Below are 25,157 nucleotides of genomic sequence, written 5' to 3' on the forward strand. Positions count from 1 at the left end.
TGCATTAAGTGTAACCTGATCGCCGATGCAGATCGCTGGAACTGAACTCGTAGTTGTTAGCTGAGGAAGTGGGTTAACAGTTACAAGTAGTGTCTGCGTGTTTACGCAACCGGTTACGGTATTTGTGCCAGTTACGGTGTACGTAGTTGTAGAGGTAGGTGATACAATAACTGATGCTCCACTCTGGTTGCCCGGACTCCAAACATACGTGCTGGCACCAGTTGCATTAAGTGTAACCTGATCGCCGATGCAGATCGCTGGAACTGAACTCGTAGTCGTTAGCTGAGGAAGTGGGTTAACAGTCACAAGTAGTGTCTGCGTATTTACGCAACTGGTTACGATATTTGTGCCAGTTACGGTGTACATAGTTGTAGAGGTAGGTGATACAATAACTGATGCTCCACTCTGGTTGCCCGGATTCCAAACATACGAGCTGGCACCAGATGCATTAAGTGTAACCTGATCGCCGATGCAGATCGCTGGAACTGAACTCGTAGTTGTTAGCTGAGGAAGTGGGTTAACAGTTACAAGTAGTGTCTGCGTATTTACGCAACCGGTTACGGTATTTGTGCCGGTTACGGTGTACGTAGTTGTAGAAGTAGGTGATACAATAACCGATGCTCCACTCTGGTTGCCCGGATTCCAAACATACGTGCTGGCACCGCTGGCTATGAGTGTTGTGGAACTACCAAGACATATAGAAGATGCAAAACTTGTAGCAGAGACTGAAGGGAGTGGGTTTACAGTAATAGTAACCGTAGCGGTATTTGTACAACCAGTTAAAGTATTAATTCCAGTTACTGTATATGACGTTGTTACGGTAGGAGATACATTGACAGATGAACCGCTTAAGTTACCGGGACTCCATACATAAATATCTCCTCCTGAAGCAGTAAGCGTAGTAGACTCTCCTACACAGATTACTGAAACTGAACTTACGGCAGTAATAATCGGTAATGGATTTACGCTAATCGTAGTTGTTGCTGTGTTTGTACAACCGGTTGAAGCATTTGTTCCTGTTACTGTATAGGTAGTCGTAGATGTGGGTGATACATTTACAGATGCACTATTTAAATTACCAGGATTCCAAACAAAATTAGTAGCACCGGTCGCTGATAGCGTGGCTGATCCCCCACTACAAATATTCGGGATAGACGCATTGGCATTTACCAAAGGTAGAGGGTTAACAATAATTGTCGTTGTAGCAGTATTGATACAACCGGTTGAAGTATTGGTTCCTATTACTGTGTAGGTTGTGCTCGAAGTTGGAGATACGGAAATGGATGCACCATTTTGATTACCGGGGTTCCATGTATAAGTATTAGCCCCACTAGCAGATAATATTGCCGAATTGCCTAAACAGATGGGAGAGGCAGATAAGCTAGTTGAAACTATGGGGAGCGAGCTTACAGTGATTGTCGAAATAGCAGTATTGGAACAACCGGTGAAATTATTTGTTCCTGTTACAGTATAGGTAGTAGTTGTGCTAGGAGAGACACTTACTGAAGAACCACTAAGATTTCCCGGACTCCAAACATAGGTATCTGCTCCAGAAGCGGATAATATTGTTGAACCTCCGCTACAGATCGTGGTAGCTACAGCAGAAGCAGTAACGGTAGGTGGTGTGTTAACTGTAATTGTAATAGTTGCTGTGTTGCTGCAACCTGTTAATGAATTGGTTCCGATCACGGTATAGGTAGTGGTAACAGTTGGTGATACGCTTACCACAGAACCAGTGAGACTGCCTGGAATCCATACGTATGTATCAGCACCATTGGCATTTAGTGATGTTGAGCCGCCGAAACAAATTGAATTCGATGTTGCATTTGCTGTAACAGTGGGAGTAGGCAATACTGTAACCGCTAAAGTTTGCATGTTACTGCAACCAGTCAGCGTATTTGTTCCGGTTACAGTGTATGTTGTTGTAGATGTGGGTGTCACACTAACTGATGAGCCAGTTAAATTCCCCGGATTCCAAACGTATGTATTGGCGCCAGTAGCAGAAAGCGAAACCGGGTTACCATTACAAACTGTAGGAAGAGAACTTAAAGTCGTTATTGTAGGTAAAGGGTTAACAGTAATCAGTAAAGTTTGAGTACTACTGCAACCGGTTATGGAATTAGTACCCGTTACTGTGTACGTGGTTGTTGAGGTAGGGGTAACTGTTATCGAACCACCGCTTAGGTTACCCGGATTCCATACATATGTTGATGCTCCAGAAGCGTTAAGTATAGCCGAAGATCCTATACAAATAAATGGAGTAAGTGTAGATGTGGTTATTGTAGGTGGTGGATTAACCGTAATTGTTATTGTTTGTGAATTGCTACAACCGGTTACTGTATTGGTTCCCGTTACAGTATATGTAGTAGTTGTTGTAGGTGATACACTTATGAAAGAACCATTCAAACTACCTGGATTCCATAAATATGTATTTGCACCAGTAGCTGAAAGAGTAGTGAAACTACCCTGACAAATAACTGTAGAAGTTGCAGAAACGGATAACGAAGGGGCAGGGGTTACCGTTACCAATACTGATGCGGTGTTAGTACAGCCGGTTAATGCATTTGTTCCTAACACCGTATACGTAGTGGTGATTGTAGGAGACACACTTACAGATGAACCACTAATATTCCCCGGACTCCATACATAAGTATTGGCTCCAGAAGATGAAAGAGTGGTGGTAGCTCCTGAACAAATGATTAATGGAGAAGCTCCGGCGGTTACAACTGGGGAAGGATTTATTAAGCCAGTGATCTCTATTGATGTAGTTGACTGCCCACTTGTTGTACAGGTTACAACACAAACAAAATATGTAGTACTGTTTATAGTGCTTGTTGTATATGTAGGTGAAGTTGCTCCTGCAATATTTGTGTAAGGGCCCCCGGACGAAGCAGATGACTGCCATTGATAAGTAATACTAGGCCCCGACGAAGCACCTGTAAGAGAAAGTGTAAAAGTTCCGGAACTACAATTTGATAATGGTGATATTGATGCTGTTCCTGAGGATGGGCTGCCCGCACATATCAGCAAAGAAATACCATCATATTCATCAGCTCCTATATCTGGTGCTGTTGCACCTCCATTAACAGATCCTACAGGACCTGGACGAACATCATTGTCATAATCTGATGACACCCCAATAATAGTTGAACCTGCACTTTCAAGAAAATAACTCGACCCGAAGGGAATATGCAAAAAACCACTACTTGCACCATTCGTACTTACAAAAACAGGATTTTCAGATACAGATGCATTATCACGTGAAGAGACACGAGTTTTGTAAGAGGCCAATGTCTGATCCGAATTGGTGCCATCATGAAATATTAAATTAGTGGCTGAAGGTATTCCCGCATAAAATGAATTATTATTTGATGTGGCTGCATAATTGGTAAGTAAACTACTGCTCCTGCGATATGCAGTTGTCAGACCGCTTCCTGTCGATGATGACAAGTTGACGATCAGATTATTTTGCATGTCAACTATAGAACTAGTGATTGCATAAATACCACTGCTACCAAAGTTGTTGCCTGTGCTACTACCATTCAAATAAATAGTATTAAAATAAACATTTACAGTTGATCCTCCTGTGATGTTTACACCAATAATCCCATTCGTTGAGTTTGTAGCGGGTGCGCTAAGATTTCCAATAAGATTATTATTAATAGTAATTAAACTCCCCGCACTTGTAGTAATACCCGATATAATACTTGAAGGATTACTACCGCTCAAACTATATATTTTATTCTTCGAAACAGTCACAGGATTACCCTGGCTCAAGCTAATTCCTGTAACAGAAGCAATTCCTGTCGATGACAAAGTATGAATTGTGTTTTTCTCAAGTAATACCTCGTTACTCGAGTTTGAATAAAGTAACCCTATTACGTCTCCACCTGTTGATATTGAATTTAGATTACTAATTGTATTATCGGTTATCCTTGCTGTAGTTGCGCTTACTCCTCCCGACAGCACCCTAATTCCTGTAATTTTCGCTTCACTAGTAATTTGATTAATAACATTATTGTTTACAGTACTCCCATTTGATATTCCAGCAAGTAACATAACAGTTGTTTCTCCACTTCCTCCTGTCCAATTAGTAAAGGTATTGTTAACAATCGTTTTATTCGAAAAACCATTTCGAGTTTCCCAACCCAAAATTGTTGTTGTTCCTGTCGAAGTAATATTAGAAAAATTATTACCAGATATGAGTTGAGTTGTTGTTGAAGGTGAACCAACTCCATCCTCAAATATTGTAATAAAGCCGCCTCCACCATTATTTACAAAAGACCCAACAATAGCATTATTACTTACAATTTGAGATCCTCCGCTTGGAAATACCGTACTTGTTTTAAAGAAACAGATATTCTGATTTGTATTAATAATCAATGAAGTAAAAGTATTATTACTAATAGTAAGAGTCAATGCATTGTTCCCAGTTTGTATAAAATAAAAACTTGTTGTACTAGGTATTGTTTGATTAATTCCACGAATATCATTCCCTGTTATCGATAAATTAGTTACGGCAGTACCACTAAGTGAAGATATTGCAACTAAATTTCCTGAATTGGCATTAACATAGGTAATAAAGCCACCTGAAGTATTTCCGAATTGATTGTTATTGATATTAACATTAGTCGTATTGGCCAAAGAGCCGTCATTTGAAATACCTCTTACATTTCCAGTGGTAGCGGTAGTCGATAGATTCTGAATAATATTATTATTAATATTAATTATGCCGGGTGAAGACAAGTTATTAATACCAGATATCATACCACTAGTTGAGATACCGGTTATTGCTGAATTAATTATTAAGTTATTATTTATATTGATTATGGCTGCAGGCAGATTTATCAATCCTTCGCTACGTATGTGCTCAAGAGTACGATTAGCTACCGCGCCAGTCATTGTCAATTTATTATGATTTATATTGATAGTGAAAATACCTATAGGAGAAACAGACGTGTATGCCTTATAAATGCCATAGAAGTTTGTATTCGCAGACATTGTAAGATTAGGGGCGCTTTGAATAGTATTAAAAGAAACGTTATCACCCGTTTGATGATTCATCAAAATACAATAATTTGATGTTGTATTTGATGGGTATTGTATTAGTGTAGTTGCAGATCCACCCCAATTGACAATGGTATTTCCAGTAGAAAGTGATGTCCCTCCAATATCATTGCCTATATCCATTAGTGATGCAGTAGGAGAACCAATAAATGCTATTCCAAAATTTACATTACTTATACTATTACTGTAAATTTTATTATTGAAATTAGACCCAGATATAGAAGTTATATCAACAAAACTAAGGTTGGATGTGTGACGTACACTACTGTATATCGCCCAACTATTAGGATGCAAACGATTAAGTGAAATCTGGTTATTTATGATTGTATTATTTTGTGCACCATTTGTAGGAGAGGCATAAAAAAGTGCGATTGCCCATTCAGTCATAATATTCCCTCCTGGATTATTAATAATATTCGACGGGTTTTCTTGTATTGTTAATCCTGTAATTGTAATATAATCACCTCCAATAATTTTGAAAATAGCATCACTTAAACTACCTAATGGTTGAGGTGAAAATGCTGTTATCGTATTTGTATTACCCTGAATAATAATTGGATTGACGGAAGTACCACTTGCAGTAATTTGATATCCACCAACCGGGGCAGTTTGTGGATTTCCTCCAATAATATTAAGAGTTGTGCCGCCCGCCCCTACACCTACATTATTTAGATCGGTAATGGCATCTGCAAGTGTTGCATAATCACCTGGAATATTTTTTACTCCTGTAAGTTGTGCATTAAGAATAAAAGGTAAAAAAAACAATACAAATAGATTAAAATAAATCAAAATACTTTTAGTTGTTTTTTGTGTCATTGTTTTTTTCATAGTTGTTTTTTGTCTATTACTACCAGAATAGGAAGTATATTCCAAATTTTCGCTGAATATTTGAGTTTTCATCAAATCATTATTCGTAAAATAATAGGAATCAGCCATGTCGGATTATTTTATTTTTTTATTTTCTTAGAATAAGAATTGGCCTAACCATTTTAAATGGAACTATAAAGGACAGTAGACTTATTCAAACTAAGGATGTTGGATTAGGGTTATTTTAGGCAAAATTACTCTACAAAATGAATATTACCAAAGCTCGTTATATAATTTTGTTAACGTTTTCGGTCATGTTCAAAATGGTTCCTGATCTTAAACAAAATGCCAAAATCAGATTTAATATCCTGATTTTCAATAAGTAAACTGAATGTCAAATTTCCTCAAAACGGGGCTATCCAGCCCCGTTTTTTTATTCAATCTTCGTTACAGACTAATTCTATTGGTCTGTACAATCCTTCGTGTTCAAAATGGTTCCTGCAACCTCCATAGCCTTTATTTGCAAGTATTGCAGCAGTCCTAAGTGCATCAGAAAAGGAAATCGTGGAAACGCAATTCGGATGTGTTGTAAGTCTTGCGGTAAACATCAACAAACAGCTTATGTAAACCGCAACTACACCGAGAATGACGAAAACGAAGTACGTAAACATCACAATGAGGGTTTAGGCATCCGTTCTATAAGTCGCTTACTAAACATTCCAGCCACCAGCGTACAAATGCTCATGAAATGCAAAGCAGCAAAGCTGACTTTACCCAAACCCACAAAAGAAAACGGTATCTATCTTGTGGATGAATTGCAGACGTTTGTAGGTCAAAACACAGATTCACACAGACGGTATGTGATTAGTGCGATGGACAAACGCACCGGTGAGATAGTGGCTGTAACTATCGGAAGAAGAAACCAGAAAGTGATCCGTGAAGTAACAGATCAACTCTGTACACTAAAACCCAAAAGAATTGTTACAGATGGATGGAACGGCTACGCGGCATTGATACCTGAAACTATCTATAAATAACTGAATTCGGTATCATCCGTTTAGAGCGTCTGCATATGAATCTTCGGCAGCGATTGAAACGGTTGAGTCGTAAGACGATGTCGTGGTCAAAGGTTGAGCGAATGTTGGCCGATAGTATTCGGCTTTATTTTGGCGATTATAAAGCCAACTGAATGCTACGTTTTCTTAATCATCGGTGCATCCAAAAACGCCCTGTTTGCTGCCAATGTACTTATTTCATCATTAGTAAACACTTTCGACAACCGCCAACGTTTCAATTCATTAAGAATAAAAATCAGTCTTCGCCCCCGCTTATAGTGCGGAATTTGCTTTTGGGACGTTAACTGATAAAGTGTGTCAACAGTAGATTTGAGATAGATAGCCGCCTCCTTAATAATCATTTCATCAGGAAAATCTGTAATCATAGGTTCCGGATTTACTTCCGGTTCAGTCGCTACAAAGCCAGTGGTTTCTCCTATTGCCTTACGTATTTGCACAGCCTCGCCGGATAACGGGTATTTTTGCAAAATGGTGTCAGCCAACAAAATCAGCATATCCAGATAACCAAAATACCGCCGTATCAGTTTGGCTTTATCCCGTTCGGCTGCCCCGGTGATTTCTGCCGGAGCATTTACCCACAAATCGAATGAACCGGTTTGCTCCATTTCAGAAACGCAACGTTTGCGCCACCGCTCCATCTGATCGAAAACAACCGTTACCGGTGCATTTTGACTTTGCCCGGCAATAAAGATTTCTAAAGCGTTTGCAGTGTAGGCATTGTTCATGTAGTGGGCAAAACTGTCACGAAAGAAATAATACCAATCGGTAATGCTTTCCTGTTGGTCTTGGGCTTGACGGGCAAGCGTTAAACTTTTGTAGGCTAACATCCGGTTATACCGGGGGCGGAAATTGAGCGGTTCGGGATTATTCATAACACAGGATATAAAAAGCCCGGCTGCTCAAATACAGCCGGGCGGGTGAATTTTACATACTTAACCAATCAAACGCAGGGATGCTAATTTATCTACGGCTGCTGCTTTATGTCCGTCCAAAACGTGCGCGTAACGCTGTATAGTCGCAACACTCGCATGACCGAGCAGCTCTTTTACAACCTGTAAATTACCTGTAAGTTCCAGCATGAGTGTGGCAAAGCTGTGGCGGGCAAGGTGAAAATGTAAACGTTTGGTCAATCCCGCCTGAACGCCCCATAGTTTTAAAAATGGGTGCATATAAGCATAACCGTGGTGGGATTGAGCATAGCTAATTTGGGGAAGAAATACGAAGAAATAAGCGGGCTAATGCCTTTCTCTTTTGCCGCCTTTATTTCTTTGCGTTCGTCGTTTAAACGTTCAGCCAGATAGTGTATAGCTTCTTTAGAAAGCGGCTGCTGTGCCGACTGATCGACTTTGCGTTGTACAAAGGTGTACACCTTGCGCCGTTCACGGCCAATTAGGATAGTTTTTACTCTATTCTTTTCAATTTTAGATACATCCGACCAACGAAGTCCGGTAAATAATGCCACAAAGAACACCTGTTGCACTTGCCGGGGAATACCGTCTGCATTAGCCATTAATGCCCGAATATCTTCAGAATTAAGCGGGTTTATTTTAGGCGCTTTTGCCTGTACACGCAGGTGCCGTGGAATATCGGAAAACGGATTTGCCTTTATTAGTCCTTCCGCCTTTGCTTCATTTAGAAGGGTACATATCATTTTCATTTTTCCATTTACCGAATTTGCCAGATTGCCCCGCTTGTCAATCATATACTGTTGAACCTCCAATAAAAGTTCCTTATTGATTTGACCAATGGGAAGGGTTTGGCATCCGGTAAACGCTTGAAGTTGTTCTTTCACCGCCTTACAACGGCTTACCGATTTTCGCCGCTTCATACTTTGGTCAATAAAGGCAAAAAAACACACGGCTGATTTCTGTACTTGAATTACCGGGTTTTCAGGGCTGAAAATTAACCGGTCTTTGGCATTTCGCCGCCTCAATTCAGCCTCAACCCGGATAGCGTTGTCTGTTGTATTGCCCCGCTTACCTGATAGGTATAGTTTGAGGATTTCGTAGCTACGCACCCCGTTGCTGTAAATGTCGAGGTACAGGGAAATTCTACCGTCTTTTAGTTTCTTTTGTCTTAATTTTACGCTCATGGCTTGTTGGTTTAATGGTTTCCCCCGTTGGGTAACAAGCCGGGAACAAATTCTGCAAACTCAGTTCAAATCAGTACAACCGTACACAAACGGGGTCATGTTAATTTAACGCTGAAACCCGCGTGTTTGTTGCATTGAGTTGAATTGACCTGATTTGAGTTGAATTTCCCTTTTCATATAAAAAGTTCTGTTTGCACTTTTCCTTTGATTTCCAATACCGTTATTATGCAAAACCTCCGAAGTCAAAAAAGACTTCGGAGGTTGGAGTAGTCGTTATTTTTGGTATTGGAAATATTTACTCTTTGCTCACAAACAGTTTTTTACTTATTCTTTCACCAGCGGTGCTTACTACCGAAACCATATATACACCTGTGGCGGGTATATTGCCTTCGAGTTCAAAACGGTTGCCTCCGGCCTGTGCGGCAAACTGCTGTTCGCTTACCAAACGGCCGCGGCTGTCGTATAGTGTGATGTGGTAATCCTGTGCAAATGCTGCGCTGATGTTTACAAATAGATTTCCGTTTGCGGCAAAGGCATCAACCACATCGCCACTTACACCGCAGGGCGAAACCATGAGTATTGACGATACAGAGCTGCTTCCGTTGAAATCGGTTTGGCGGATGCGGTAGTAGTTTATGGTAGTGAGCGGAAGCGGATCAATGAACTGATAGTTATTAATCATGCTGCTGTTTCCGCCGCCCTGCACATTGCCGATGGCTGTCCAGGAAGTGCCGTTGATGCTGCGTTCGATGGTGAAGTAATCGTTGTTTTGTTCGGTGGCAGTGCTCCAGCGCAGCAGGGCGTGGTTGTTTGCACAGTTGCCGTTTATGGAAAGCCATTCCACAGGCAGCGGAGCCAGTTGTGACGAAAGCACCCACGGTGTGTAGGCAGCGGCAATGCTTACTCCGTTTGCAGTAACAGTGCCCACACCGGCGGTTACACCGGTTCCGCTGCCAAGTACGGCATTGTCGGGCAGCCATGCACCGGTGGCCCAGTACTGAGCGCCAAGTGTGCCGGTGTTGAAGGCCGGAACCAAAGTATTTTCGGTATTGCCGCGGTAGCTGAACGTGAGGTTGGCAGTTATTGCAGCCGTGCTGTTTATTTCCCACCAGCGGTCAATTACGGCTTCGTCAGAACCATCCTGCGCCAGCGTGGGATCAAACATGTGCGTAACACCGGTGGCCCAGGGCGTGTTGTTGCTGGTGGCGGTGGGACGTGTAGCCACACTTACGGTGGCGGATGTAGCCGGTACTTTATTAAACGTAAACGGTATAAGAATGCCGGCGCTTGTGCCAAACGGGAATATATGCGCACCGGTGGTGGTAGCCATTTGCCAGCTTACTATGCTGGGATTGGTGGCTGCATTGGTTTCACTTTGTATGTAGCCGGTGGTATTGGTAATGGCGGCTGCATTGGGATTGGAAACTGTAAGTGTAAACGAATTGAGCACCAGCGGACGCGTTCCGAGGCTTAACACACCCGTAAGCGTGGAAATACCGCCAACGGTAGTATTTATGCCAAGTGTTTTGGAGCCTGTGCCCAGCAGCGAAAGATTGAAGAAAGTGGTAGAAGCACTGCCTCCGATGTTTTGCGCGGCACCGTTTAAAAGCACAGTGGCACCATCGTTTGAGAAGCCTGCATTGCCTGCATTGTTTACCCAGTTTCCGGCCACATATATACTTCCGCCGGTAGTAGCGTTTGTGATCAGTCCGCCGGCTTGTGAAGTGTAATTTCCGGTAGCGCCGTCAACCACCACAGCCGAGCCGTTGGTGAGTACAATGCGCGCACCGTTATTGATGAGCCCCTGTGCGCCCAGCGAAAAAGCACTCAGCAACAGGGCGGCTACTATGAAATACCTGCTCTTTTGCATCGGGTTACTGAGGTTTAGCAATTTCTTTTTTCGGTGCAGGCACACGTTCATGCTGTTGGATGGCAGGTTGCATTTCTTCGAGCGGGCCGGGTGCAGGGCCAAAGCGTACATCGGCAAATTTTGAAATGAGGTTGCCCTGCGCATCACGACTGTCGGCACGGTTGGCGGTTACAAACCAGGTAAAGTTTACATTGGAGTTACCGCTTTGTAATTCGATTACATCAAAACCGGTGGCTGTTTTGTTGGTTACAAAAACACCGTTGCAGTCACCTTCAAGCTGGATGATTACACGCAGCGGATGCTCGGCATTTACAGCAATATTTTTGGTAAAGTTGGGATCAAGTTCAATATGAGCGCGGCCGTTAACCAACTGCCCTTGTCCGAAATCCTGAAACAATACTTCGGGAGCTTCGGGGCAATACAGGTTTACCAGTTGATCATTGGTATCGCGCACAATGGTTGACACTGTACCCGGGCCGTTAATTTTGAAGTTGGTGGCTAAAGTGCGGCCGCCCACATAAGCATAATCAGTTGCCGAGCCGTTGTTAAAATAACCTCCCCAGGTATTGTTTCCGGTATTGTTTGCATGTCCGTAAACACCGGTAACGGTGCCGGTAGCCGCAATACCGGTTCCGCCAACAAGAAGACTGGCTGTGGTATTGTTACCCACAAACACGCCGCCGGTGGCTCCAGCCACAGAACCGAAGCCATATACCCCTGCATTGTTTGACGTAAATGCCCCTCCGCTTCCAGCTAACAAAGTGGCATAGGTGGCCAGGTTATTGCCCAGCCCTGCTATTGCAGTACCCGTAGCGGCCGAAGAGGCGCCAAAGATACCTGGTCTATTTGCGGCAGTGGCATCGGCATAAACAGCATATCCGGCACTGGTAGCCACAAACAAACCTGCCATAGAATTGGAACCTGAGGAAGAATTCTCACCATAAACGCCAATACCAATGCCTGAGCCTGAGATATACCCGTTTAAGGCAAAATTGCCACCTGTGGTGTAAGAAGAAAAAATATCACCTGGAAAATAGCCAAAACCACCGGGCTGGTTGAGTACCACTTCACCACTGCCTGTGCCGACAATGCGCATCCGCTCCAGGTTGTTTGTCATAATGCGCACCGGCTGGGCATTGATTGAACCCAGAAACTCTGTACCGGCCAGTGTATTTCCGGCCAGTAACCATCCTCCCGAGGATGCCATGAATCGCCACACTGTGCCATCCCAGTAAAAAAATGCGCCCAATGTGGTATCATACACAAAAAGGCCGGCAGCCGGTGCGGCTATGGCTGTGCGCTGGGCAGTGGTCATTCGGGGTATCAGCGCACCGCGTGTAGTGGATACCACATCAAGCATGGCCGACGCATCAGGCGCAGCGCCCGTTGCATTGATACCTACGTTTTGAGCATATAGACCGGTAAGACCGGTTGCCGTAAATAATAGTGCAGAGAGTAAACTTTTTTTCATTGTGCGTACTTTGTCCGGTAAAAGTTCAAGCACAGGAGGCGAATTGTGCATTTTCTACAATATAGCAAATACAAACTAACAATTAGCAGGATGGCATTAAAATGAGGTATTTATGCGTGACAGATCGTTTCAATCAAAAAGCTTTAAAACTTATTTCAATTCTTGAACGGGAAAAAAAACAACCCGAAGGCGGATTTCGATCCCGGATAAACCGTTGTCTATTCAGTTAATTCGGTGAGGGCGCAGGAGCGGGGAAACTTGCAGGAGGGGCATCAAAACGTACCTGCTGACCATCCCACCACAGCGAACCCGAAGGGTCGGCAAAACTCTCATCAAGCATAAGGCGACGGATATATTCGTCGAATGAAGAATCTCTGATTTCGGCAGTCACTTCAGCACCAGAATCTGAAACCGTGGCTACTGCAATCCAGGTGAATGGTGTGGATGAAAACTGCGTACCATTTTCCTTTACCGTAAAACCTTCGGCGCTGATTTCATCAATATACAAACCGGCTCCGGGACCAAGCGGGGTAATTGTAACCACCACATCCTGTCCGTTTGCCGTGAGTGCGGCAAAACTGCTGTCGAATTGCACGGTACACTTTCCTGCGGTGAGTTGACCACGCCCCTTGCTGTACACATCGCGCGTAACTCCGGCAGCTGCATACGTAGCCACACGTGCAGTTGTTCCATTTGATACAGGAATAAACTGTACGATGGCATTGTTTGTAATCGTCAAACCATCTACATACACTCCGAAACGATTACCCGAAAGCACGGTGCCGTAAACTTGTCCGTGTATCCACGCCCCCATCACACCACCACTAAGTCCCGCACCAATCCCCCGGTTTACTTCGGCCGGATAAACAGCAAGTGCAGCCGCAGGACTGGCCATACGCCCGGTACCGTTAGCGTTTGTGGCATTGCTCGAATACACCCCATATGTTAATGAACCCGATGAATAATAGGCAATGCTTGTCCAGGTAGCCGTGCCGTTGTTGGTTTGTCCGAAAACACCTCCGGTGCGAATAGAACCATTGGCAGCTGTAGTACCCACCACACCAAAACTATATTGTACGTTATTGCCCAGCGTGCCCCATACCCCACGGTTAAAGCTCGACGTGTAGTTGGCGCCCTGAGTGGCATTGTTGGTAATGCCATAAACGCCGGATGCTGTAATGGTGCCGGTATTTGTACCGTTAAAGTTGCCATGCACGCCATACGAACGGCTGGAAGCTGTGCTGTTTATTTCGCCGTAAATGGCACTGTTACCCGTAACCGTTGAGTTTGAAAAGCCGGCAATGGCAATTCGCTCGGTGGTGGTAGCCACTGCGGTAAAAAGCTGTGCTGTACCCGGCGAAGCCACATTCACACCAATTTGACCGTTGCTCAAAATGCGCAATCGTTCGGCATTGTTGGAATAAAACAATACCGGCTGCGCATTGATTGAGCCCAAAAATTCAGTTCCGGCAAGTGTATTACCCGCCAGACGCCAGTTTGTATTCGACGCCATTTCCGTCCAGATGGTGCCGTTGTAAAACCAGAAACTGTTTGTGGTCGTATCATACACATACAAACCGGTTGCAGGCGTGGCAATGGCTGTGCGCTGTGCTGAAGTCATTCGCGGAATAAGCAAACCGCGCGTGGTGGATACCACATCAAGCATAGCCGAAGCGTCGGGAGTTGCGCCGGTAGCGTTTATTCCTACATTCTGAGCCGGCAAAACAGAACAGAAAACGATAACTGCAAAAACAGTTATGAAAAGACTAAAGGCTGGGGCCTTCATGGATATAAGGGTTTGAGGTTTAAGGTCTAACCTCGTGGGTTGTCGATGGCAAGTTAAGCAAAACAGGAAGATAAAAACAAGAAAAACTACGTGATTTTCAATCTTTTAATCTTATTTTATATAGCCAAGCAATGTATTTTTGCGCCCGTATGCGAAACTGGTACAGCTTCCCGTTTGCTTCCCACAAACTGCTTGATGCACTTACAGCAACTGCGGCTAAGTATGAAACAGCGTGTATTTGCGGATGCAATATGGGGAATGGCTTTTCGGAAGAAATTATTGGTGGATTTGGGGTGATGGATGAAATTTCGCCCGTTGAAAATGAAGACGCTTTTACCTGCCTCGAAATGTTTGTGGATGCCCGGCGCGACTGGTATTTCGGGCATTTCAGCTATGATTTAAAGAACCAGATTGAAAAAGGGCTTACCTCTGAACATCCTGACGGTGTTGACTTTCCACTGCTTTACTTCTTTCGTCCGCAATTTGTAGTTCGCAAACGGAATGCGGACACGATAGAAATTGGCACAGCCACTGCTGATGAAGCTTCGCAGTTTTTTTCGCAGCTTGAAACTGCGGAAGTTTCACGGAATGCACTGCATACTTCGCCGGACATTCAGGCACGTACTTCAAAACAGGAATACATTCAAGCGGTAAACCAGCTGAAAAAGCACATTGCGCGCGGCGATATTTACGAAACAAATTATTGCATTGAATATTTTGCTGATGCGGTAAAACTTGATCCGGCTGCATTGCATTTAAGGCTTTGCAGCCTGAGCGAAGCGCCGTTTGCAGCATACTACAAACACAATGAAAAACACCTTTGCTGCGCCAGCCCTGAACGCTTTTTGCAGAAAATAAAAAGCACGCTGCGCTCGCAGCCCATAAAAGGCACACGACGACGCGGCACAACGCCCGAAGAAGACGGGCAACTGAAATACGAACTGCAGCACGACGCCAAAGAGCGTTGCGAAAATGTAATGATTGTAGATCTGGTGCGCAACGATCTTTCACGAAGTGCCAGGCGTGGCAGTGTGCATGTGCCGGAGTTGTTTGGCGTACACACCTTTAAAACCGTCCATCAGCTTATCTCAACCGTGCAGGCCGAACTGCGCGACGATGTACATCCGGTGCAGGCCATAAAACGTGCGTTCCCGATGGGTTCAATGACCGGTGCGCCCAAAGTGCGGGCCATGCAGCTTTGCGAAGAAACCGAACACATGAAACGCGGACTTTACTCGGGCGCAGTGGGCTATTTTACGCCCGATGGTGATTTCGATTTCAATGTGGTCATTCGCAGCATTCAGTACAATGCAGCCACGGGACATCTCTCGCTTAAAACAGGCAGCGCCATTACCGCAGCAGCCGATGCCGAAACTGAGTTTGTAGAATGCAGCCTCAAGGCCGCGGCCATGCTCAATGCGCTTGGCGTAAAAAATTCAGTGTAGCTTTGTGCCGTGAATAAGCATGCCTTTTTCGATGCTTTTGCAGCTTCGCTTGATCGCCTCGATGCGAGTGAGAAACGCTTTGTACTTGTAGCTGTAAGCGGTGGCATCGACTCGGTGGTGCTGCTTCATGTGTTGTATGTGCTGGGTGTGCGCTGCGCGGTGGCGCATGTAAACTACCGCCTGCGCGGGAATGAATCGGAAGAGGATGCCGCCTTTGTGCAGAAGCTGGCAGAAACTTACGGGATGCCCTTTTTTATGCGCGTTTGCAGCGAAGAAGAGATGCAGGGTTCGGTGCAAAGTACGGCGCGGAAAATACGCTATGCTTTTTTCGAAAAAACGGCAGTGCAGGCAGGTTGCACAAGCATAGCCACGGCACATCATTTCGACGATTCGGCCGAAACTTTGCTGCTGCAGCTCGTGCGCGGCACTGGCATCAGCGGTGTAGCAGGTATTGCAGCCCGAAACGACAAACTCATACGCCCGCTGCTGCAATTTACACGAGCTGAAATTGAGCACTATGCGCAGCAGCAGCAACTACAATGGCGAAACGACAGCAGCAACCAGACCGACAAATACACGCGCAACCGTATCCGCCACCACGTATTGCCCGAACTGCTGCAAGCCGTGCCGCAGGGCCGCAAGGGCTTACGCCACTCGCTGCAACTGCTTGGCGAAACTCAGTTGCTGGTAAACCACGCCGCCCGTACATTTGAGCAGGCACATACGCACAGCGAAGCAAAGCATTACTATATACATATTGCTGCACTGCTTGCCCAACCCGCGCCCGCACTGCTGCTGCACTCCTTGCTGCAAAAGTTTGAACTGCCCGGCTACACTACCGCGCAGGCCATGCAGCTGATTCAGGCCGGTTCAAACAGCAGCATTGCCGCAGGTAACTATGTAATCACCTGCAGCCGCGACCATCTGGTGATAAGCACACAAACTACGCCAGCCAAGTACACCCTGCTGCCCGATCAACTGCCTGCTTTTGTAGAAATTGAAGAAATACCCTTACCGCACCATTTTGCCCAAAATCCCTGGCAGGCCACATTTGATGCACACCGCCTGCAGTGGCCGCTCACCCTGCGGCAATGGCAACCCGCTGATGCCATGCAACCATTAGGCATGCAAGGGCAGAAAAACATCAGCGACATACTTACCGATGCACGCTGGCCCGCACACATCCGCAAACAAACACTGGTAATGCTTAGCGGCAATGAAATTATCTGGCTGCCCGGCTGCCGCATGGCACACCACACACGCATTACAGAAAACACAACACAAGCTGTGCGGTTTACGTTTGATGAAGCGTATTATCAATAATTAGTAAATCACTGCCAGATGTGCTACAGCCTGTATTTACCTATATAAGGCAATTCATCTCCACCAATGTATAAATAGCCCTTCTGCTCTTTTACCGCTCCGGCCTCTGGAATTACTTTTCCTTTTGTATCATACAATGCCTGTATCACACAGCCATTAGCCGCAAGTTTGAAAATCATACCAAACCGTTCGGCTTTGGGTTGAAGAAATCCGGGAAGACCATATACCATTTTTTTCATCGCAGGTTTGGGGTGGATATTATCCAATGCTGCATTTCGTTTCGTAGTGAAACCCAACCAATAATTACCATTGCCGTCTGCAGATATACCATTCGGAAAGCCTTGCAGATTATCCGCAAAAACCGCTGTCTGTCCTTTTTTCTCTCCCTTCAGCCAGTACTTTAACACCCTGTATTTTGTAGTTTCTACCATCAGCAAATATGTTTCATCATCAGAAAGCACTACGCCGTTTCCAAAATAAGTCCCGTCAATCAGTGTCTTTATCTCGTTCGTGTGAGGATCAAAACAATATAACGCACCATGCGGACGCATTTCTAAAATCAACTTACGTCCGTATCTGAGTGTATATCCGGCTACTTCTGATGTGTTGGTGAAATAAATTTTGCCATCCGAAGCAATGTCTATCCCATTGGGAATAAAAAAACGGTTTCCCGCTGTATCGTGATCCGCCAGAACCGTAACATTTTTGCTGGTATTGATAGAAATCAAGCCCTGCTTATGACTCAATGCTATTAAATTATGTTTTGCATCAAAATGCAGGCCGGCTACCCATGAACCGCTATTGTAAAACTCCTCCACATTGCCATTTGTATCAATACGCAAAATGCGCCCGTCGCTAAAATCCTTATTGTGTACACCGCAATACAAATTCCCCAAACTATCAAACACAATATCTTCCGGTCCGTACCATCCTTTTAAATCTATTTTCTGCGATCGGGTTAAATTTTCATTCGGGGTTAATTTTGGATCAACAACATTTATTTCTCCCGGACTCCAAGCAACCGGACGGATGCCACAAGAAAAAAACGAGAACAGCAAACTCATTATTACTGTTCCGATAATTAGACAGAAAGGTTTACGCATGACAGATGTTTTTCCGACAAACATCCGCTTACTGAGAATAAAAAGCATTTACATAGGTAAAGAAATACGCAAACCTACTTCCGGCCTGCCGTATGCTGCCGGATACGGCTTAATTGTGTGGGCGTTATTCCCAGATAGGAGGCAACATGATACTGCGGAATCAGTTGTTCCAGTGCCGGAAATTCCTTTTTGAATATTTCGTAGCGGCTGTTTGCATCCTGCAATACAATTTCCAATTCCTTTCGCTCCTTCTCTATGAAATAATACTCCGCCATCTTTCTCACCAGCCTTTCGAGATCCTGAAACCTGTCGAAAAGCGAAACAAGTGAATCATAATTACACGCATACACCACACAATCTGTCAAAGCCTGCTGCGAAATAAGATTAGGCTTTTTGGTTAGCAGTGATGAATAGGCCCCGATAACCGAATGCCCTACAAAAAACTGTTTATTGTATTCCTTTCCGGCCGAATCCACAAAATAGGCCCTTACCACACCCGATTCTAAAAAGGCAATATTCCGGGCAACCTCACTTTGCTTTACAAAATAATCGTGCTTTTGTAATTTCTGCTTTTCAAACAGTGGTAATATCACTTCCCACGTAGCTTCAGACAAAGGAGAAATTGCATTGAAGTATGTTTTCAGAATAGCCATTCATGTCAATAATACGAAATCGGTTCATTCTTTAGTCAAGCTGATTATTTGGCAATAAAAACTAAATGAGCCAGACCCTAAACGTTTAGCCGGGATGCCGCCTGTACACTGGATTGCGGGACTGAATTCCGTTGGCGAACCTTCAATGACCAGGCTCACTGCTTTAACGGAAAAATCAATGTTGCGCAAATAACTACAGCCGGTTCATTTGGCTATCTGGCGCGACAATACAACCGGCACACAATCAATTTCAAGCACAGGCATGGCAATACAGGCAAATTGCTCCTGCAGGTCATTGCATATTCAAGCTCTCACTTTTCACATCGTACCAAAGCTGAACCAGTCCGGAGGGAAAGGTCAGGCTCTTTTTAAACCGAAGCTGCTGTTCCACATTGTTTGCTTTAAACAGGCGTACACCATCGCCAAGCAGGTGCGGAATTACACTCACAATTAACCTGTCGATAAGCTTATGGTTGAGAAGTTCAAACACAATCTCCGCACCACCGTCGCAGTAAATGTCCTTACCGGGTTCTGCTTTCAGTTTTTTCACCAATTGCACCACATCATCCGCATATTCGGCATGTTCGTGCTTGCCGGTACGCGAACGGGAAATTACAAACACACTTTTATCGGCATGCGGCAGCGCGCCTCCAAACGAAAGCACCTTGTCGAATGTTTTGCGTCCCCATATTACGGTGTCAATCTCCTGCAAAAAAGCAGCATAGCCAAAATCCTCACCGGGCGTTTCCACCACAGATAAAAAATCAATATTATCGTCTTTGCCGGCAATGTAACCGTCGAGACTCATCGCGATATAGAGATTTACTTTTCTGTCCATGATTGTATTCTGTTACAATATGAAAGCATATCAGCCAATATCACAAAAGACCATTTATCGTAACCCGCATTTTTTTGACAAGTGGCCGCCTAAATACTTAGCATGCCATGCAACGGCTAAAGATATTGGTAAAAATTAATCAGACAGCAGCAGTTCAAATTCATTACTTTTAACATCGTAAACATAGAACTGCAATTCTTCAGTTACGGCAAATTTCTTCAGGCTGTTTTCTGATTTTTTCACACCGGCAATTGACAGCATCCGAACACATCTATTTCGACGAGCGGCAGTACCACGGCTTAAACCGCCATTCTATACTTCGCCGCCTGCTGCTGGCTACGTTTTGCTTTGTGGGCTACTACTGGTCGGAAAACCCGAAGCCGGTGGAACTTGAGTTTTTTCGCATCGGCGAGTATCCGGGCAACGACCGCTCAGGCGAGTTGTTTTTTGTACTTGGGCTGGCCGTACTGGTACTTTCGGTAGGGCTGCTTTTTGTGATGCACATGCGCACACAAATTTTGCCGCAGGCGGTATTGGTTGACGGGCGCTGGCCGGTGAAACGGGTGCGTATTGATTTAAACGGCATTAAATCTATACGGCGTGTTAGGCTTCGCCCTTCCTTTTTTAACCGGCCGGTGTATAATCTTTTCAACCGCGGAATGATTCGTTTTTACACCCACGGCAATGATGCAGTGGAACTTACCACCCACGATAATATTATTTATCGTATTGGTACCCAGCGCCCCGAAGAAATGATCAACTGCATCAGTCAACGCCTCAGCGAGCTGCAAACTAAATAATAGCATCTGATTTTTAGCCTCTACCCGGGAAATATTTATTAGCGGCATACGGGACTCTTGTTACTAACAATTCTTGACTTTCTGGAAACGTATCCTTAATTTCATCGTACAAATACACACACTCACACCTCACATTTTAACGCTTATCGATATGTCAGCTATTCCTTCACTCATCAACATCGAGAAAGAGCAGGTGCGGGATCTCCGCTTCCCTGCCGGAGAAGTACTTCACAGCGAAGAGGCCCGCCACCGCAGGCAGTCTGAGCTAGACAGGGCGCTTGTGCTGGGAAACATCGACCATAATAAGGTACGCATCATTTTCAGTGATTCCGAGGGTTTGAAGGAGGTTCAAACCACAATCTGGGCCGTTACCGACGAACGGATTATCCTCAAAAGCGGCATGGTAATTCCCATCCGACGCATCGTAGAAGTAATTACCTGACATAAAAAGCAGTTCAGGAAAGTCCGGGAAAGTAACCCGGACTTTTTTTATCCGTAAAATGAAATAGTTTTGATTTACACCTCCGGCCACACACCGGAACCGTGTACCGGCCACACACCGGTTGTAATACACACATAAACAACACACGCACACACACAATCCCATGCTTACCCCTATTGCTGTTCGTCGCGTTATCGCGGCCTTTGTCTTCGTCGGTTTACTTACCGTTTTCAGTGCCTTCCGCTCCCATCGCATGAACGCTGTGCGCGTAAAATGGAGCACGCAGGTAGTTAAACTCTCCGAAACCGAAGCCGAACTCCGTTTTACAGCCCAGATTCCCGGTGGCTGGCACATGTTTTCCCAAACCGTGCCTGATGTAAACGGACCGATGGCACTTAACTTCGAATTCGACGCGTCTGCCGAATACGAAACCGTGGGTCAGCCTGTAGAAAATGGTAAAGTAAAACCCGTTTACGAACCCGCAATTGATATGCAGGTAAACAGCCTTGAAGGCCAGGTTATGTATATCCAGAAAGTAAAGCTTAGTCCCGGTAAACAACCCGTAATCCGTGGCGTGATTAACTACATGCTGAGCAACACCAACGAAATGCTTCCGCCCGACGAAGAGGAGCTGGAAATCAGCATAAACTAACCAAATTCACTCTTCCACATCATTTTTTACGATAATAAACGCAAAGATCGTGGAGAAACCCTTACTTTTGGGTTTGCTCAACGATCTTTTCCTTTTATATGAAAGTAAACAACCTCATCCGACTACCCTTGCTGGCTGCGGTACTGCTTTTTGCGGTAGCGCCTGTTTGGGGACAAATCCTTAATCCGGTTAAATGGTCAGCCTCGGTGATAAAAACCGGCGACGGCACAGCTGAACTCGTGGTTCAGGCCAGCATTCAGAAAAACTGGCACCTCTACACACAAAACCCGGGCGACGGTCCGCTGCCCACTTCATTTGCTTTTAAACCCTCGGCCGATTATCAGCTGGTGGGCGGTGTAATTGAGGGCAAGTCGATAAAAAAGTTTGAGGAAATGTTTGGCGGCGAAATCAGCTACTACGAAAACTCCGCCACGTTCCGCCAGAAAATAAAAGTGCTCAACGCAAAACCGTTTACCATCACCGGCACGGTAGAAGGCATGTCGTGCGATGATTCGCGCTGTGTACAGCTTGATCCGACCAAGCTGGTGTTTGAGGTGAAGGATGTGCTGAGCGGAGCCGGAGCGCCGGCAGCAAACGGGCCTACGGGAGCAACGGGTGCAACCGGCGAAATGCCTTTGAAAGCCGATCTGGGTACTACAGCTTCGGGTGGTGACGCATCAGGCTGCGGCTGTGATTCGCTTAAAGCCATGATAGCCGGACTAAGCGTAAATGGCGACGGCAACAGCAAAAAGAAAATTGCCTACACTGGCGGCCCCTGCAAGTTTGAACTGAACAAACCGATGGATGTGAAACTCGAAGATGCGGGTGTAGCTGAAGACAAATCGTTCTGGGGCATTTTCATTGCAGGCTTTATTGGCGGTTTTCTTGCACTGCTCACTCCCTGCGTGTTCCCGATGATTCCGATGACGGTGAGCTTCTTTACCAAACGCAGTAAAGACCGCGCCACAGGTATTCGTAATGCTGTTATTTATGCACTTTCCATCATTGGCATTTATGTTACACTCGGCCTGCTGGTAACCAGCATTTTTGGTTCCGATGCACTCAACGAAATGTCGAGCAACGTGTTCTTCAACCTGTTGTTCTTTGTGGTGTTCATTGTGTTTGCCGTATCGTTTTTTGGGGCGTTTGAAATTGTACTGCCCAGCAGTCTGGTAAACAAAGTGGATCAGGCCTCAGACCGTGGCGGACTCATCGGCATTTTGTTCATGGCGTTTACGCTTTCGCTCGTGTCGTTTTCGTGTACTGGTCCCATTATTGGCACCCTGCTTGTAGAAACCGGCCGCGATGGCAATTTCCTCGGACCTGCCATTGGCATGTTTGGTTTCTCGCTGGCGCTGGCATTGCCTTTTGCCTTGTTTGCCATGTTTCCGGGCTGGCTCAATACACTTCCCAAATCAGGTGGCTGGCTTAACTCGGTGAAAGTTACACTGGGCTTTGTTGAACTTGCCCTCGCGCTTAAATTCCTTTCTACCGTTGACCTGGCTTACCATTGGGAATTCTTAACCCGGGAAGTGTTTCTGGCGCTCTGGATTATCATTGCTTTCCTGCTGGGCCTTTATCTTATTGGAAAAATCAAATTCTCGCACGACAGTGAGCTTAAACATGTAAGTGTGCCGCGCATCATGCTGGCCATAATTACATTCTCGTTTGGTGTGTATATGATTCCCGGTTTGTTTGGTGCGCCCACTAACTTCATCAGCGGTTATCTTCCCCCTTCGTATTACAAAGAGTGGAAAGATCCGAATGAAGGGGACTGCCCGATTGGCCTGAGCTGCTTTCACGATTTTGAAGAAGGCATGTGTTACGCCAAAAGTGTGGGCAAGCCCGTGCTGGTTGACTTTACCGGCTATGCCTGCGTAAACTGCCGCAAAATGGAAGACAACGTTTGGCCGCAGCCCGAAGTGTATAAGCACATCAGTAATGATTACGTACTTATTTCATTGTATGTGGATGATAAAAAAGAACTGCCTGCCGACAAGCAGTTTACCACTGCCGACGGGGTAAAAATTACCACCTATGGTAAAAAATGGAGTTTGATGGAGCGTGAAAATTTCAATCAGAACTCCCAGCCGCTTTATGTGTTGATGGACAACAACGGTAAAGTACTCGCCAAACCGCAGGGCTACACACCCAACGCCTCTGAGTATGCCCTGTTTCTCGAAAAAGGTTTGAAAGTTTACAACGAACGCATGAAACAGGCTGAAGCAGAAGAAGCTCCGAAAGCCGATTCAACCGCCAAAAAATAAATTTCCCTCACAAAAAATCCCGCATCACACACGATGCGGGATTTTTTTATGCCTCACTGCTTCCGTTCCACTCGGCATAAAACTGATCGAGGAACTGAAGCATAAACTGGTGCCGCTGTTCGGCCAGTTGTTTGCCGGTGGCGGTGTTCATACGGTCTTTCAGCAGCAGCAGTTTTTCGTAGAAATGATTGATGGTGGGCGCTGTGGTGTGTTTATATTCCTCGCGGCTCATAGTGAGGTTGGGAGGAATTGCCGGATTGTAAAGCTCGCGGTTTTTGTGCCCGCCGTAAGTGAATGCGCGCGCAATGCCAATAGCGCCAATGGCATCGAGCCGGTCGGCATCCTGCACCACCTGCATTTCGGGCGAGGTGAACACCTGCTCGCCAAAGCTGGCTTTAAACGACATGTAGCGGATGATGTTTTGCACATGTACAATGCGCGCATCGTCGAGCCCTTCGGCTTTCAGAAATTCGCCGGCCAGTTGTGGGCCAAGCTCTTCATTACCATTATTAAACTTACTGTCGGCAATATCGTGCAGCAGGGCAGTAAGCTCAACCACAAGTGCATCTACATGTTCGGTTTTGCTGATGAGCCTTGCTGTGTTGCGCACACGTTCAATATGCCACCAGTCATGCCCGGCCTCGGCATTTTGCAAGGTCTTGCGCACGTACGCTTCTGTACGTTCGAGAAGTGTTTCGTGAAAAGACATAAACGGAATTAAATACGGCGTAATTCGAAATTCATACCGAGATACACTTTGCGCACCTGTTCGTCGGCGGCAAGTTCTTCGGCGGTGCCGGCTTTGAGTATCTGCCCTTCAAACAGCAGGTAAGCGCGGTCAACCAGTGCCAGCGTTTCGTGCACGTTGTGGTCGGTGATGAGAATGCCGATGTTTTTTTTCTTCAAACTATACACCACCTGCTGAATATCTTCCACCGCAATCGGATCCACTCCGGCAAACGGCTCATCGAGCAGGATAAAGTTGGGCGAGGTAGCCAGCGCGCGGGCAATTTCGGTACGGCGGCGCTCGCCACCCGAAAGGTTATCGCCGGCATTTTTACGGATGTGGTGCAGCGCAAACTCATCAAGCAGCGTTTCGAGTTTCTGCTCCTGCTCGCCTTTGGTGAGTTTAGTCATTTGCAACACCGCGCGTATGTTGTCTTCCACACTCAGCTTGCGGAATACCGATTTTTCCTGCGCCAGATAACCAATACCCAGCTGTGCACGACGATACATCGGCTCATGGGTAATGTCTTTATCGTCGAGGTAAATGCGGCCTTCGTTTGGTTTCACCATGCCCACAATCATGTAAAACGAAGTGGTTTTACCCGCACCGTTTGGCCCGAGCAGCCCTACTACTTCGCCCTGACGCACCTCAATGGATACATCTTTCACGACTGTGCGGCCTTTGTAGCGTTTTACAATGTGTTCGGCTCCGAGAATCATGCGTTGCAAAGATGCAGAA

At 45.5% G+C, this 25,157-nt stretch carries 20 protein-coding genes; 8 read left to right on the forward strand and 12 right to left on the reverse strand.

The genetic code is table 11. The annotated features are described in order from the left end of the window. The coding region (locus IM638_18245) for a hypothetical protein (protein ID MCA6364977.1) at positions 1-6,003 on the reverse strand (6,003 nt) is incomplete at its 3' end. A 362-nt stretch (positions 6,004-6,365) separates the two neighbouring features. On the opposite strand from IM638_18245, the gene IM638_18250 reads away from it, so the two are divergent. Together IM638_18250 and IM638_18255 are read left to right on the forward strand one after the other, a co-directional pair. Next, the gene (locus IM638_18250; GenBank protein ID MCA6364978.1) at positions 6,366-6,911 is read left to right on the forward strand and encodes a hypothetical protein; all 546 of its coding nucleotides are present in this window, start codon (positions 6,366-6,368) and stop codon (positions 6,909-6,911) included. 35 nt (positions 6,912-6,946) lie between these two features. Continuing rightward, positions 6,947-7,063 (forward strand): hypothetical protein, encoded by a 117-nt coding sequence (locus IM638_18255; GenBank protein MCA6364979.1) that lies wholly within the window; start codon positions 6,947-6,949, stop codon positions 7,061-7,063. A 3-nt stretch (positions 7,064-7,066) separates the two neighbouring features. Here the strand turns inward: IM638_18255 and IM638_18260 are convergent, their stop codons facing one another. The 6 genes from IM638_18260 to IM638_18285 all read right to left on the reverse strand — a co-directional run bounded on the left by IM638_18260 (position 7,067) and on the right by IM638_18285 (position 14,169). Further along, the gene (locus IM638_18260; protein ID MCA6364980.1) at positions 7,067-7,822 is read right to left on the reverse strand and encodes a helix-turn-helix domain-containing protein; all 756 of its coding nucleotides are present in this window, start codon (positions 7,820-7,822) and stop codon (positions 7,067-7,069) included. Positions 7,823-7,882: 60 nt separating this feature from the next. Continuing rightward, the gene (locus IM638_18265; GenBank protein ID MCA6364981.1) at positions 7,883-8,119 is read right to left on the reverse strand and encodes a tyrosine-type recombinase/integrase; all 237 of its coding nucleotides are present in this window, start codon (positions 8,117-8,119) and stop codon (positions 7,883-7,885) included. After that, a complete protein-coding gene (locus tag IM638_18270; protein ID MCA6364982.1) occupies positions 8,104-9,042 on the reverse strand; it encodes a site-specific integrase in 939 nt (312 codons plus the stop codon). Before IM638_18270 ends, IM638_18265 begins: the two co-directional genes overlap by 16 nt. A 295-nt stretch (positions 9,043-9,337) precedes the next feature. Next, positions 9,338-10,912 carry a T9SS type A sorting domain-containing protein gene (locus tag IM638_18275; GenBank protein ID MCA6364983.1) on the reverse strand — a complete coding sequence of 525 codons (1,575 nt, stop codon included), beginning with the start codon at positions 10,910-10,912 and terminating at the stop codon, positions 9,338-9,340. Positions 10,913-10,916: 4 nt separating this feature from the next. Then, positions 10,917-12,383 carry a hypothetical protein gene (locus IM638_18280; GenBank protein MCA6364984.1) on the reverse strand — a complete coding sequence of 489 codons (1,467 nt, stop codon included), beginning with the start codon at positions 12,381-12,383 and terminating at the stop codon, positions 10,917-10,919. 226 nt (positions 12,384-12,609) lie between these two features. Further along, positions 12,610-14,169 (reverse strand): hypothetical protein, encoded by a 1,560-nt coding sequence (locus IM638_18285; GenBank protein ID MCA6364985.1) that lies wholly within the window; start codon positions 14,167-14,169, stop codon positions 12,610-12,612. A 149-nt stretch (positions 14,170-14,318) separates the two neighbouring features. Here IM638_18285 and IM638_18290 point away from each other — a divergent pair, with 149 nt between their 5' ends. Next, positions 14,319-15,614: an anthranilate synthase component I family protein gene (locus IM638_18290; protein ID MCA6364986.1), complete on the forward strand. Its 1,296-nt coding sequence runs from the start codon at positions 14,319-14,321 to the stop codon at positions 15,612-15,614. Positions 15,615-15,623: 9 nt separating this feature from the next. Beyond that, entirely contained in the window at positions 15,624-16,937 is a 1,314-nt protein-coding gene (gene tilS, locus IM638_18295) for a tRNA lysidine(34) synthetase TilS (GenBank protein ID MCA6364987.1), read from the forward strand. A 23-nt stretch (positions 16,938-16,960) separates the two neighbouring features. On the opposite strand, the gene IM638_18300 is transcribed toward tilS, so the two are convergent. The 3 genes from IM638_18300 to IM638_18310 all read right to left on the reverse strand — a co-directional run bounded on the left by IM638_18300 (position 16,961) and on the right by IM638_18310 (position 19,531). Continuing rightward, entirely contained in the window at positions 16,961-18,088 is a 1,128-nt protein-coding gene (locus tag IM638_18300; protein ID MCA6364988.1) for an SMP-30/gluconolactonase/LRE family protein, read from the reverse strand. Positions 18,089-18,114: 26 nt separating this feature from the next. Continuing rightward, entirely contained in the window at positions 18,115-18,693 is a 579-nt protein-coding gene (locus IM638_18305; GenBank protein ID MCA6364989.1) for a Crp/Fnr family transcriptional regulator, read from the reverse strand. Positions 18,694-18,985: 292 nt separating this feature from the next. Beyond that, complete coding sequence (locus IM638_18310; GenBank protein ID MCA6364990.1) at positions 18,986-19,531, reverse strand: dihydrofolate reductase; 546 nt, start codon at positions 19,529-19,531, stop codon at positions 18,986-18,988. 251 nt (positions 19,532-19,782) lie between these two features. Between IM638_18310 and IM638_18315 the strand changes: the two genes are divergently transcribed. The 4 genes from IM638_18315 to IM638_18330 all read left to right on the forward strand — a co-directional run bounded on the left by IM638_18315 (position 19,783) and on the right by IM638_18330 (position 23,692). After that, entirely contained in the window at positions 19,783-20,331 is a 549-nt protein-coding gene (locus tag IM638_18315; GenBank protein ID MCA6364991.1) for a hypothetical protein, read from the forward strand. A 151-nt stretch (positions 20,332-20,482) separates the two neighbouring features. Further along, on the forward strand, positions 20,483-20,773 hold the full coding sequence (locus IM638_18320; protein MCA6364992.1) for a hypothetical protein: 291 nt from the start codon (positions 20,483-20,485) through the stop codon (positions 20,771-20,773). Positions 20,774-21,026: 253 nt separating this feature from the next. Further along, the gene (locus IM638_18325; protein ID MCA6364993.1) at positions 21,027-21,425 is read left to right on the forward strand and encodes a sugar transporter; all 399 of its coding nucleotides are present in this window, start codon (positions 21,027-21,029) and stop codon (positions 21,423-21,425) included. A 98-nt stretch (positions 21,426-21,523) separates the two neighbouring features. Further along, the gene (locus IM638_18330; GenBank protein MCA6364994.1) at positions 21,524-23,692 is read left to right on the forward strand and encodes a thioredoxin fold domain-containing protein; all 2,169 of its coding nucleotides are present in this window, start codon (positions 21,524-21,526) and stop codon (positions 23,690-23,692) included. A 46-nt stretch (positions 23,693-23,738) separates the two neighbouring features. Here the strand turns inward: IM638_18330 and IM638_18335 are convergent, their stop codons facing one another. Beyond that, on the reverse strand, positions 23,739-24,401 hold the full coding sequence (locus tag IM638_18335) for an HD domain-containing protein (GenBank protein MCA6364995.1): 663 nt from the start codon (positions 24,399-24,401) through the stop codon (positions 23,739-23,741). Positions 24,402-24,409: 8 nt separating this feature from the next. Beyond that, positions 24,410-25,138, reverse strand: coding sequence for an LPS export ABC transporter ATP-binding protein (lptB, locus tag IM638_18340; protein ID MCA6364996.1), 729 nt, complete (start codon positions 25,136-25,138; stop codon positions 24,410-24,412). Positions 25,139-25,157 lie beyond the last annotated feature (19 nt).

It is taken from the genome of Bacteroidota bacterium (assembly GCA_020402865.1).
Taxonomy (GTDB): domain Bacteria; phylum Bacteroidota; class Bacteroidia; order Palsa-965; family Palsa-965.